Source organism: Lysinibacillus sp. COL-1 (genome assembly GCF_059814265.1).
In genome coordinates, this window is record NZ_JCAWSJ010000004.1 from 1,162,464 (window position 1) to 1,175,602 (window position 13,139).

General features: G+C 31.6%; 10 protein-coding genes. 3 read left to right on the forward strand and 7 right to left on the reverse strand.

From position 1 onward, the window contains the following. Positions 1-47: 47 nt before the first annotated feature. The 7 genes from AC6BKE_RS14000 to AC6BKE_RS14030 all read right to left on the reverse strand — a co-directional run bounded on the left by AC6BKE_RS14000 (position 48) and on the right by AC6BKE_RS14030 (position 7,915). The gene (locus AC6BKE_RS14000; protein WP_036124909.1) at positions 48-836 is read right to left on the reverse strand and encodes an ABC transporter ATP-binding protein; all 789 of its coding nucleotides are present in this window, start codon (positions 834-836) and stop codon (positions 48-50) included. A 15-nt stretch (positions 837-851) separates the two neighbouring features. After that, on the reverse strand, positions 852-1,865 hold the full coding sequence (locus AC6BKE_RS14005) for a FecCD family ABC transporter permease (protein WP_058843329.1): 1,014 nt from the start codon (positions 1,863-1,865) through the stop codon (positions 852-854). Beyond that, positions 1,862-2,866, reverse strand: coding sequence for a FecCD family ABC transporter permease (locus tag AC6BKE_RS14010; protein WP_499856989.1), 1,005 nt, complete (start codon positions 2,864-2,866; stop codon positions 1,862-1,864). The genes AC6BKE_RS14005 and AC6BKE_RS14010 overlap by 4 nt, the downstream gene beginning before the upstream one ends. Positions 2,867-2,953: 87 nt before the next feature. Further along, entirely contained in the window at positions 2,954-3,931 is a 978-nt protein-coding gene (locus tag AC6BKE_RS14015; RefSeq protein WP_499856991.1) for an ABC transporter substrate-binding protein, read from the reverse strand. 369 nt (positions 3,932-4,300) lie between these two features. Beyond that, positions 4,301-5,428, reverse strand: a complete 1,128-nt coding sequence (locus tag AC6BKE_RS14020) for a Ger(x)C family spore germination protein (RefSeq protein ID WP_499856993.1) — start codon at positions 5,426-5,428, stop codon at positions 4,301-4,303. 29 nt (positions 5,429-5,457) lie between these two features. Continuing rightward, positions 5,458-6,858: a spore germination protein gene (locus AC6BKE_RS14025; RefSeq protein ID WP_089932134.1), complete on the reverse strand. Its 1,401-nt coding sequence runs from the start codon at positions 6,856-6,858 to the stop codon at positions 5,458-5,460. Continuing rightward, a complete protein-coding gene (locus tag AC6BKE_RS14030; RefSeq protein WP_499856994.1) occupies positions 6,851-7,915 on the reverse strand; it encodes a GerAB/ArcD/ProY family transporter in 1,065 nt (354 codons plus the stop codon). Before AC6BKE_RS14030 ends, AC6BKE_RS14025 begins: the two co-directional genes overlap by 8 nt. Before the next feature lie 378 nt (positions 7,916-8,293). Here AC6BKE_RS14030 and AC6BKE_RS14035 point away from each other — a divergent pair, with 378 nt between their 5' ends. The 3 genes from AC6BKE_RS14035 (at position 8,294) to AC6BKE_RS14045 (ending at position 13,049) form a co-directional block, all read left to right on the forward strand. Then, complete coding sequence (locus tag AC6BKE_RS14035; protein ID WP_499856996.1) at positions 8,294-8,983, forward strand: response regulator transcription factor; 690 nt, start codon at positions 8,294-8,296, stop codon at positions 8,981-8,983. A 438-nt stretch (positions 8,984-9,421) separates the two neighbouring features. Then, positions 9,422-10,915: a helix-turn-helix domain-containing protein gene (locus AC6BKE_RS14040; protein WP_036127189.1), complete on the forward strand. Its 1,494-nt coding sequence runs from the start codon at positions 9,422-9,424 to the stop codon at positions 10,913-10,915. Positions 10,916-11,336: 421 nt separating this feature from the next. After that, the gene (locus AC6BKE_RS14045; RefSeq protein WP_499856998.1) at positions 11,337-13,049 is read left to right on the forward strand and encodes a methyl-accepting chemotaxis protein; all 1,713 of its coding nucleotides are present in this window, start codon (positions 11,337-11,339) and stop codon (positions 13,047-13,049) included. Positions 13,050-13,139: the final 90 nt, after the last annotated feature.

Below are 13,139 nucleotides of genomic sequence, written 5' to 3' on the forward strand. Positions count from 1 at the left end.
TAAAGGGGCCGCTACATCTTAAAAGTAGCGGTCCCTTGTACTTAGTACTAGCTTAATGATAAGCCGATAGGAATACACAGTGGTGTTTGATCAACAGGATTTTCAATAATACAGCAATCAAGTCCAAATGCTTCTCTAATCATGCTTTTGGTAAATACTTTTTCAGGCGGCCCCTCTTGAAAAATTTTTCCTTTAACAATGCTAATAAGGTGGTCAGCATATTGTGCTGCCTGATTTAAATCATGTAAAACCATAACAATTGTTCGACCATGAGTTACGTTTAAATTGCGTAACAATTCTAGTATTTCAATTTGATGAGCCAAATCTAAATAGGTTGTTGGTTCATCTAATAATAAAAGATCTGTGTCTTGTGCTAAAGCCATTGAAATCCAAGCCCTTTGCCTTTGCCCTCCAGATAGCTCATCCAATGTACGATCTACAAAATCGGTCATTTTGGTGGCCATTAACGCACGGTTTACAATCGCATCATCTTCCAGCGTTTGTCTAGACAATAAACCTTTATGTGGATGTCTACCATAATAACAAAGATCTTTAACAGTTATATCTTCCGGAGCTTCTGGACCTTGAGGTAAAATAGCCAATTTCTTTGCAATTTCTTTAGAAGATTGCTGATGAATGGCTTTTCCATCTAAATAGACTATTCCTTCTTGAGGTGTTAATAATCTAGCTAAGGAGCGCAAAATAGTTGATTTGCCGCAACCATTCGACCCAATAATAACACTAATCTTACCTTCAGGAATGACTAAATTTATATCATCAAGGATTTGAGTTGATCCATAGGACAGTGAAAGATGCTCGGCTGATAATGTTGTCATAAATGTTCACCTTTCTTATGCTTTTTTTCGTTCAGCACGTAATAAATATAAAAAATATGGTGCACCAATCACTGCTGTAATGATACCAGCAGGTATTTCTATTGGAGGAAATAGACCTCTACCTAGGCTATCAGCGACTAAGAGAAGGATAGCACCGAAGAGCGCAGAAGCAGGAAGTAAAACGTTAAATTTAGATCCTACAATTCTTCTGGCAATATGAGGAGCGATTAAACCAATAAATCCGATAGAACCTACTGTGGCAACACATACGCCAATTAAAATAACGGAAACGCTTAGTAAAATATATCGCAAAAATTTTGAGCGTTCTCCAAGACCTGTAGCTATATCATCACCAAGGCTCAAAATATCTAATTTAGCAGTTAATCCAAATAGTATTGGGATAAGAATGAGGCATGGCAGCAAAAGATACACTTGGTCCCATCCTCTTGCCCAAAGACTTCCAGTCAACCATAAAAGAGTCATGCTTACATCATCTGGAAACTTAATCATTAAATATTCTATCCCTGCTTGACATATTGCTCCTAAAGCTATTCCCACTAAAGCCAACGTATTTGGCTGAGCACCTTTTTTATAAACAAACAGCATTAGAATGGCAGCAATGATAGCTGCTCCAATAAAAGCTGAAAGGGGAAGAAAAATAATAGGTGACGTTGGGAATAGAACAATGATGATAACGGCTGCTAAACCAGCCCCTTTCGTAACGCCGATTACATCTGGAGAGGCTAATGGATTACGGAGAATTCCTTGCAAAATTGCTCCAGCTGTTGCTAGTCCAGCTCCTACGATGATAGCGATTATAATACGGGGAATACGATAATTGTTTAGTATAAATCTTTGACTTTGTGTTCCTTCCCCAATTAAATTGTGAATGATTTCTGATGGTGTAATGTAAATAGCTCCTAAACCTAGACTTACTATTGATAAAATGAAGATGATGATTAAAAGCACAGGGAGAATAAGCTTAGGATGAAAATATTGTTTTTGCCTAAACTGTTGTCTATTATTCATTGTTTAATATGCCTTCCTTTCCTTGCTAAATAAAGGAAGAATGGTGCCCCAATGATTGCTGTAACTATTCCAACTGGCGATTCAAAAGGGTAAGCGATAAATCGAGCGAGAATATCTGCGTAAACTAAAAGTATAGCCCCAAAAAGTGCAGAGAATGGAATGATTCTTTGATAATCTCCTCCTAGCACTCTCCTAACAATATGAGGAACAATTAATCCTACAAAGCCTATCGGACCTGCGACAGCTACAGAAGAGCCAGCCAAAATAATGACCAGTATTCCAGCTAGAGTACGGATGCGATTTACTTGTTGTCCGAGACCTTGGGCAGTGCTTTCTCCTAGGACAAGTATAGAAATAGATCGAGAAAGTAATAAGGCAATGAATAGCCCAGAAATAGACCATGGAAGAATGATCATAACATGTGCCCATGATTTTCCATTAATTGACCCCACTAGCCAATACAGAACATCCTTTGCCTGCTCACTAAAAATAATGATTCCTTGAGTTAAAGAGGACAAAAGAAAATGTACGGCCATTCCAGCTAACGCCAGTTTTACATGTGTCATTCCTCCTCCGGAAGCAAAGGAATAGACTGTTATTCCTCCTATTGCTGCCCCGATAAAAGCAGAAAAAACGAGTGATGGGGAAGAGAGAGAAGGAAAGAGGGCGAAAGCAGTGACAATAAACAATGAAGCACCTGCATTCACACCAAATACTTGTGGGGAAGCTAATGAATTTCGAGTAATCGCCTGCATAAGAGCACCTGCTACGGCTAAATTAGCACCAACTAATGCTCCGATGATAGCTCGGGGCAATCGAAGGGTCTGAATAATTAATTGATCTTTTGATGGATTGGTTTCGAAGAAGGACTTCAAAACCATTAATAGATCGACATCTGCTACCCCTACAGAGACACTAATGATAATTCCTAAAATCAATAAAACGATTGCAGTTATTGCTGTACTATATATTTTTACTTTACCTTTAACTATAGATTCCATTAACTACAACACACTTTCTTACAAAAGATAAGACTTACTAGAAAGAGAAGTAAGTAGAATACCTTACTTACTCCTCTTTTATTTATTTTATTTTTCATTCAGCTTTGTTAATGTGTCTTTAGCAATTGCTTCTGCTGAAATAATGCCTCGGAATCTTGTCCATAAATCTCTATCAACACTATAAATCTGTTCATTTTTTACTGCTTTTAAGTCTTTCCAAAGTGGATTTTCCTTCCATTCATCAGTAAGCAGTTTACCTTCATTATTAGCTAAAAGTAGCACATCTGGATTGATTTCTACAAGTTGTTCCAGACTCATTTCAACATAAGGTTGTTCGTTCTGAATGGCCACCTTCAGACCTAATTGTTCAAGCAATTCACCATCATAAGAAGAAGTAGTATGTGCTTGAAATGATGTATCTCGTACAACCGCAGGTAAAACAGTTAGATTCGAATCATGGCTTAGCTTTGAATTAATTTCGTTTATAATTTGTTTATGTTCATTTAATCTCTTTTCAGCAGCTTCCTTTTGATCTAATGTTTCTGCAATTGTTTTAAAAGAGTCCAAATTATCCTGGTATGTCGATTCACGACTTTTTAAGACAATTGTAGGAGCTATTTGCTGTAAATCTTTGTAAATAGCACTGTGTCGCTCAGCATCTGCAATGATTAAATCTGGCTGTAAAGAGCTAATAATCTCTAAGTTAGGCTGTTCACGAGTCCCTACAGATGTATAATCTATGTCACGACCAACAAGCTTGGCAATCATATCCTTTTTATTATCATCCGCAATTCCTATAGGATTAATTCTTAAAGTATTTAAAGAATCAACAAAAGATAACTCTAGAGTAACTATCTTTTGAGGGGTATTAGTAATAACAGTTTCTCCCATCTCGTGTTTAATTGTTCTACTATTTGATTCTTTTGCTTCCGTAGAAGTTTGTTCCTTTTTCTCTGTCTCTGTATTTTTTTGAGCAGCATTGCATCCAGTTAAAACCATCATGACTGTTAATAACAGTAATAGCATTACACCACTCAATTTTCCTAACTTAGTAAATCCTTGCATTATTCTAACCATTCCTTTCTGGTAATGAAAATGATAATCATTAACAGGGATTATAATAGAATGTTCAATGCGGAGGGTCAATATAAAGAAAGTTATGTGACATAAAATTAATAGGAGTAAAAAGTTCATTTTGAACATTTTGTTCATAGCGGATAACTAAGTTGAATATTCGCTTCGATAACATCGGGAAAGTGAGGGGAATAAACAGATATTTTATTTTCACCACCTACATACTTCCTTTAAATTCATACGAATAGATACGATTTTTTTGGCATACAAAAATCCCCTTTAAGTCTCAACGTATTGTAGTTTTTTACGTTCTAATGAAAGGGGATAATATCATGTCCTCAACAGGGTGAAGGTGATCTTTTATTTTTTAGCTCCTTCATCCTTTATGAAAACATTTATATTAAATTTTTTAATTGAATTTTCAGTAATGGAGTTTAATTCATCTACAGTCCATGATTGGGGCTTGAAACGATAAGCTTTTTCTGAGAAATTGAAGACATCAGTGTTTATTTCCAGCCCTTTATTAAATGTACTTTGAAACTGTGATAAAATAATATTTTTAATATCATTTTCAATTGTTTCTTTGCCAATATTTTTTGGATTTTCTCTGATAGAAGCTTTTATTTCTAAATTAAGTATATATTTAGGAATCGAATTATCCACAATTTCTATATGATAATCTATAGTATCAATAAACATCGAAACAGACTTATCCTTTATTGATAATTTCATGTTTTTAAAATCCTTATTAAACCAATCTAACCCTGATAGTTCTTCTTCCTTTATCCAGCCATTGAATTTTTGATGTGAAAGAAAATAGGCACCACTTATTTTTAATATATCTTTAGATGTATTATCCTCCATCCAATAATCTTCACTAATCTGTATGGAAGGAACCATTATTGATCCAACTGGTTCATAATATCTTTTAATCATGTCTTGTACAGTACTGGTGGAGATGAACGAATTAAAGAATAATTGTTCATTTGGATCATAAGGAAATGTTAAGATAGGTGGTTTATAAAAGAGACCATGTACATTCATTATCTCTTTAATATTATCATCTTCAAATCCATAAGCTAAAGTATTGTAACGTAAATAGTAATCCCTACTAAAAAAATCAAAAAATTCATCTAAATGTCCATCCAATATATTTTTGGAAATAAAGAAAGTTTGTATATGTCCATAATACAAAGGGTTAACAGAATTCTTTTCTATATCATCGATTGCTCCCTGTATTGTTTCACCTTCTCCATGTCCAACAACAATTGGAGCAGGCTCAGATGAAATGCCAGGATCTGAGCCCGCAACATTCGTAAATCCGAAAGCTTGAAAATATAAATGATACGCATCATTAGAATAATCTATACCAAGAGCGGTAATATAAACTTCACTTTGTATTTCCTTCGTACCTAAACAACCGCCTAGCATAAATAATAAAGGAAAAATGAATGTTATTTTAATTGTGCAAGTATAGTAATGGGACAATTATAATCTCCCTTCTGCTGAAAAAGCAGTCAGTCTTTTATTTTAATTCTAAATGGCATTTTCAAAAAACCTTTAATAAGATTGGGTATACTTACTTTGTAAAATGTAGAAAGGTAAGGATGCCCGAAACTTTCTAATGATGAGATATATGTTAAGAAAAATAAGACGCTTAAAACAAAGCCATACATTCCAAAAAAGGAGGCAATTACTAATGTAGCAACTCTTATTAAAAATACATTTCCTAGTATATTTTGATTAATTAATGTATAGCTAGATATAACAGTAAGTGCTCCAATTACTAATGTTGATGGTGATGTAAATCCTGCTCTTATGGCAGCATCACCAACTATTAAGCCTCCTAAAACTGCAACTGTTTGACCTACAGCTTTAGGTAAACGTATGCCCGCTTCTCGAAAGAGGTCAAAAAAAACGAGCATAATAAGAATTTCGAACGAAGAAGAGACGGGTAGTCCAATTTTAGATGCAGATATTGAAACTAGTAAGGGAAAGGGTAACTGGTTAAGTTGATGGACAGTTAATGCAATCCAAAACCCAGGTAAAAATATACTTGTTAATAAAGAGGTAATCCTTAAAATTCGTGAAAAACTCACAAATAAAAAATTAGTTTGATCATCTTCCGGGGCTTTCAAAATAAGTAGTAAATTTGCGGGTCCAATTAAACAGCTTGGACTTCCATCTACCAATATGACAAAACGGCCCTTATTGAGAGAACTTACTACAAAATCGGGTCTTCCTGAATAATCAAGGAGAGGGAAGAGGGTCAACTTATCATAAAGTAATTCTTCAATATGATAACTACTTGCAATATTATCTACTTTTATTTTATTTAGTTTGTTTTGTACATTCTTTAAAGTGGTCTGATCAATATTGTTCTCAATGTAGAGCAATAAAACTTTTGTTTTACTTATATCACCAATTGTAAACTGGTCACTTGATAAATTTTTACTTTTTAATCTCATTCTTATTAAAGAAAAATTGGTATCTATATTTTCAATAAACCCGTCTCTGGGTCCTCTTAATGAGACTTCCATATTTGATTCTTCAATGGATCGTTCAGGTAGTTTAGCTAAATTGGTTGAATATAAGCTGTTTGATGGAACATGAAAAAAATATAAAAAACCTGAGAAAATTTTGCTATTTATTTCATCTGTCTTCGTTCTGAACTCTTTTCTCTCCTGTACTTCTAAATAGCGATTTATAATTTCGACATCGTGTAAATGGCCTTGTTCAGCCAAAAATCTAATATTTGGTAATAATGAATTCAAAAAAAGTACACTATCAATTAAACTATGGCAATAGATAAATATAACTTCATGTTTTTCGTTATTAAACATATAGAATTTACTACTTACCGTTATATCTGATTGGTGACTTAATTCTTTATAAAAAAAATCCCTATTTTCAGTCAAGATTATGAACTCCCTTTTGCTTTTTTTCTAATACGTAGAAAACAGTCATAAATAAGAATAAAAATACAAAAATAGAAAGGAGATAAGTGCTTTTTATAAATGACAAAAAATCAGAAACAGACCAAGGAATTAATAATCCTATTGTTAAACATAGATAACAAATGAATAATATTAATTTTCGGTTTTTAAAAAAGGAAGATACAATATACATAAATAAACATATGCGAATAAAAGCCACTGATAATATTTGGAGAACAGATAAAGAATCCAATCTTGTAAAGTACTTACCAAATGATAAAACCCTCCATTGCTCGTTTAGAGGAAAGAGCATTTTCTGGGTTATATAAATGCCGAATTCAGATATAGCAGTCGCGATGGAAATAAAAACCAATAGGACAAATACAATAGAAAAAACGAGTATTCCTTTTCTTTTCATTCTCTCTTTTACATAACCATTTAAAACAATTAAAATAAAACCCATTTCTAAAATACCAATACATATGTATAATATTCCCCATAAAATGGACGGAGTATTACTTGTATATACTGGTAACAATAGTTCATATTCATTGTTCATTGAGTTCCCTAAGTTGAGGAGTACAAACAAAAAAATGTAGAGTGAACAAATAATTATGGACTGGATAGCTATGGTTTTGATCCCTTTTAAGGAACCATAAAAGCATAATAATATAAATAAAATAACTGTTATAAAATATGGATAATCAGAGTTAAAACTTTCATCTGCCCAAATAATTGTAAATTTGAGTGAGACGAAAGTAGATGAAATAAAATAAACTATATATGAAGTAATGATGAATAAATAGAGTGGTCTGCTAGTCTGGACAGATGTTAATTCAAGAAATGAAGTATTATTTGTTGTAATTCTAGAAATAAACAAGGCAAAAAAGAATATTGGGATTACACTAGCTAATGCACTTATCCATGCTTCACGTTCGACCACTGTGAAAATTGTGGGAATTAAAACGAAATGTGCTAAAAAACTAACTGATAAGAATAACAAACAATATACATGTATTGGTTGTAAAACTTTGTTCATTTTATCTTAAACCCCCTCCTAACAATACTCCCCATGTTTGTTGTCATCTAATCTAAATAGACTTCTTTTTATTATTAACACACATGAACCCCGTTATAGCTCTAGCTCAAAATTTCACTCTCTTCATGGAAGTTAAAATGAGGCATTGCATAAATAATTAATCTAACAATGATGCTACTAATTATCAAAGCAAGTTAAAAAACTATCAAAAGTAGATTTTGATTTATTTTATATAACTGCTAAGATTTAACTAAATTAAAGCCTTTTTTAACAGTGCGAAACTGAGAAAAGGTTTATAAATTATTAAAAAAAATTACATAGATTATAAAATTTAATGAATATTTTTATGATTTAAATGAAAAGGGGGACTTTTTCAATTTGCTTAAGAAGAATATGATCATTTTAGAAAACAATCTTTATTTGAAAATGGGTTTAGTGAAAATACTGGAAAGTGATTACAATATCTATTCAGAAATTGACTTATCAAAAAATCTTTATGATTTAATGAAACATTACAAGCCAGATATTATTGTCATTAATGATCTAAGTAAAAATAACCTAAAACATGTAAAACGGATTCGATCCGAATATCCTAATACATATGTTGTTATTCTTACTTCAATTATTTTAGAGGACGAGATTCATGAGGCTTTGTTAGCTGGCGTCTCAGGTTATGTTTTATATAATATAAAATCAAAAGAATTAAGAAAGGCAATAGATTTAATTTCCAAAGGTGAATACTACTTTAATAGTTCGACAATGACCATTTTTATAAAAAGTTATTTAAAACTTTTTGATTCGAAGGAAATCATATCTCATCTTTTTACAAAGCGTGAATATGTCATTTTGCTCATGCTTGCAGAAGGTAAAAATATACAAGAGATTAGTCAAACACTTAATATCTCGGAAAAATCGATCAATATAAATATTAATAAAATTTATAATAAATTATCAGTGAAGACTCGTATTCAAGCAATAGATAAAGCAGTTAAAAACAGGTGGATTCCTTATAATTTAGCTATATCTAATTTATATGTAAATTATAATAAAAAACGTACATTACTATAATGGAAGAAATCCGAATATTATTTATATTCGGATAATTTTGTTTTATTGGGGAATACTCCCTTTTAAGCAGCTAGCTCATTTTCTTTTAACTGATTTGTATCTACATAAAGCTTTCGACACCAAAATCGTTAATTGCCATAACGAAATTTCTTATATTACAAATACTTCTTTTTTCTTATATCTAATTATCAAATTATGCTTCATTTGAAACAAATGTTGATTTTGAAGACATGTGAATAGATGTTATGGTATTTGTTAATTAGAGATAAAGAGGTACCTAACATAGGTATTTTTGATTATTTCAAATGAATTTAATAGGGATTCTTTGCTCGATAGGTTTTAAAAAAAGTGCAATAAACCATAATGTAGTTACCAGTTCTATATATGCGTATTTTCGGCGTATTGATAGACAAATTAGTAAGAAATAGAGGTGAGAGTATGTACAATTTTTTAGATCGTTTCACTTTACAAAAGGTGCAATTATTAGATCATATCCATAATGAAAAACGTTTCTTTTCTAGTCAGGAGTTGGCTAAAAAAATGGATTTATCTGAAAGAACCATCTTAAAAATAGTAACAGAACTCTCAGGTGATTTACAAAAATTTGATGAAGCTACTTTTTTAAAAGAAATTAAACATAAGCAATTTAAATTAGATTGTAAAGATTATTTTTCAATTAAAGCAATAGAAAGATATTACTTACAAAATTCTTTAGCATATAAAATCTTTAATGATATTTTCTACAATAAATTAGTCGATTTTAATATGTTTATTATAGAGAATTTTACAAGTCAAGCTTCTATATATCGCCAAATAAATAAGATTAAACCTTTATTAAAAGAATTTCAATTAAAATATACATCTCAAGATTTTATTACACTTGAAGGATCTGAAAAACAATTTCGCTATTTCTATTATTTATTCTATTGGAATTCATGTTGGGGAGAAATTTGGCCTTTCACAGGAATATCTAGAGAAGAAATATTAGAAGTAATTAAGGGGTATAATCGAGAACTTCCAATATCTGTTTTATATTTGCTGGCGATTTGCTTAATACGAGCTAAAATGGGTTTTGTCATAGAAGAAGACGCAGCATATACAAGATACACAGAACATCATTATCAATATGAAAAGTTTTCACAAACATTTAGTTCTTTATTTAAAAAATTCACAGCCCTTAATGATGAAGCAATAGAAAAAGAGATAAAGTTTTCATTTTCATTTCTAGAATCTCAACATCGTTATGAGAAAAATGAAAGTACAATAAGTTTAATGATGAATTTTGCTCAATACCATAATCAAGAATTATTTGTGCAAGCTACTTTGTATTGGATGGAGAAATTCAGGGAGTTTTTTTCTATTACTTTAGATATAGAGGAATATGGCGTATTGTTTGTAAACTTACTTAACCTTCATTATTATACGGTGAATTTTTCTGGTCCTGCATTTCTATTTAAAGAGGATCTTTATAAAAAGAGATTTGATAGTCATGCCACTATACAAATTGAAATTATGAATCAATTTTATGATTATCTCTTAGAGAATGAAGCATTTTATAAGATTTTTGAACGTAGGGAGCTTTTAATTGGTAGATATCATCGATTACTAAAACAATCAATCGACGTACTTAAAAGAAGCACAATAAAGGTAAAAATATACTCTGTGATAAATGATGTTCCTTATTTATTTGATAAGGTCAAACGCGTTTTTTCGCATGTTGATTATTGCACAAAAGATGAAGAAGCCGAATTGATAATCACTGATCGCCTATACTTAAATATTGCTAAAGATAAAGAAGATATTTTTGTGTGGAATTCTATACCTGAAAGGGAGGATTTTTTCAGACTAGGTAAAAGACTTCAAAAAATTTATTTTACTAAAGAACAACAGCCAGACCAACTACTTTTAAAAACATTATTAAGTCAAGTATAGAGTGGGGGAATTTAATTGATCTTGAGAAAAGGATACTGGGATAAAAATTATTGGATTATTTGGAATATTGAATTTAAAAATGATAGAAGGAGAATATAAAACTAAGTTATACATGATGAAAAATATTATTGATATAAATCTATTATCATTGATTTTAAAATACATACTTTTGTTGGGTCTGATGTTTTCTTGAAAATTACTGGAGGAAAGGATACTAGACTCATAGATGATAAAAAGTTAGACAGAGCAGACTATACATCAGAGGTTAGAATGGTACCGTGCTATATAAATATAGTTTGGATAATAGAGACACGAACCAATGATAAAGTAAGACCATCCTATTACCTATTGTTATTAAATGAATAACCAGTAAAACAAACAAATTTTCGTGTACTACATTTTCGAATCAGAGGGGATAATTATGATGTTACGCAATCTTTCCACAATGAAAAAATTATTAATCTTAATGTTAATATCCATATCTACAGTTGGTATTATTCAAGTGGTTGGGTATAACACGATGAAATCTTTAAAAAATAATATAGAGGATATATTTAAGGACCGCTTAGAACCAGGGATTATATTGACTGATTACAGGCTAAATAATCGTGTTATTTTAACAGATATGTATAGATCCTTCCTTTATACTGATGAAAAAACGATAGAATTAATCAATAATGAGGTGAACAAAGCTTTTGAAGATAATGAAATGAATCTTCAATTACTTAATGACACCAACTTGAAGTCAGATGAAGCAGAAATTATAAGTGAACTGGTGGAACAATATCCAATTTTTAAAGAGACTATGGAGCAAGTATTCCAACTGAGTCTTGCTAATAAGAATGAGGAAGCGTTAAACCTCTATTATTCTATAGGTGAGCCTGAGTATAATAGTATTTTATCAAAAGGTTTAAAGTTAACAGAACTGAATAGAGATTATGCAAGCTCTTTATATAAAGATAGTGTAGACCAAGTAGATAAAAATACTAGAAATACAATGATCATTTCAGTGGTATTAAGCATACTGTATGTTGTAATTGGGTTTATTGGTGTTCGAAAATATATAACTGCTCCAATAGAAAAAATAAAAACTGCTGTTCAACGAGCAGAAGCGGGAGAATTAAATTTTAGTGTAGATTATAATTCTAAGGATGAATTTGGGATATTATCTACCTCACTTAATCGTATGATTGCTCAATTACGAGATTTAATTGGTCAGGTAAAGCAATCGTCTGAACATATGGTAGCATTTTCTACAGAACTCACGGCAAGTACAGAACAAACAAATTCAGCTAGCGAGCATATTGCGACTGTTACGTTAGATATTGCAAGCGGATCAGAGCATCAAGTTAGAACGATAATAGAAACAGAAGATATTGTTACACAAATGGTACAAGATGTCCAAACAATTGAAAGTAATTCAACTAGCGTATCAGAGGCAGCTATCCACGCAGAACAAATATCAGTGGATGGGAATGAAATCATTAAAAACGCTGTTCAACAAATGGACAAAATCCAAACTTCTATCGATAATCTAAATAATGTGATCTTTGGTTTAGGTGATCGCTCTTCAGAGATTGGACAAATCGTAGAAGTTATAACAAGTATTGCTGAACAGACTAACTTACTAGCATTAAATGCAGCGATTGAAGCGGCAAGAGCAGGGGAAAATGGTAAAGGTTTTGCTGTTGTTTCAGAAGAAGTTCGAAAATTAGCTGAAGAATCCTCTTTATCCGCACAGAGAATTTCTGTGTTAATTGATGGAATTCAAACGGAAACGAATAGAGCAGTAGAATCAATGCAGTTCACAACAAATGAAGTGGTTATAGGTATGAATAGTGTAAACACCGCAGGAGAAGCCTTCAAAAAAATTCAACATGCTACCAAACAAGTATCTGTTCAAGTTCAGGGGATTTCTACTTCGGTAGAACATATGGCTATAGAAATGAATAATATGACTGATTCGATGAAGCAAATCAATGGAATCGCCCAAAGTTCTGCAGAAGGAACACAAAATATTTCTGCAGCTACAGAGGAACAGCTAGCCTCAATGGAAGAAATTACAGCATCTACTTTTACACTTTCTAAAATGGCAGAAGAATTACAAAATAAAACAAATATGTTCAAAGTATGACGTGTATGATTTATTTGAAATTCTTAGGCAAAGATAAAATGGTTTGATAAACAGACATTATGAACTATAAGCCAATAAATTAGTATTAAA

Bases quoted from the DNA above. Each gene is read 5' to 3' on its own strand.
- AC6BKE_RS14045 (WP_499856998.1), top strand. From the start codon at position 11,337: ATGATGTTACGCAATCTTTCCACAATGAAAAAATTATTAATCTTAATG.
- AC6BKE_RS14005 (WP_058843329.1), bottom strand. From the start codon at position 1,865: ATGAATAATAGACAACAGTTTAGGCAAAAACAATATTTTCATCCTAAG.
- AC6BKE_RS14015 (WP_499856991.1), bottom strand. From the start codon at position 3,931: ATGCAAGGATTTACTAAGTTAGGAAAATTGAGTGGTGTAATGCTATTA.
- AC6BKE_RS14000 (WP_036124909.1), bottom strand. From the start codon at position 836: ATGACAACATTATCAGCCGAGCATCTTTCACTGTCCTATGGATCAACT.
- AC6BKE_RS14030 (WP_499856994.1), bottom strand. From the start codon at position 7,915: ATGAACAAAGTTTTACAACCAATACATGTATATTGTTTGTTATTCTTA.
- AC6BKE_RS14010 (WP_499856989.1), bottom strand. From the start codon at position 2,866: ATGGAATCTATAGTTAAAGGTAAAGTAAAAATATATAGTACAGCAATA.
- AC6BKE_RS14040 (WP_036127189.1), top strand. From the start codon at position 9,422: ATGTACAATTTTTTAGATCGTTTCACTTTACAAAAGGTGCAATTATTA.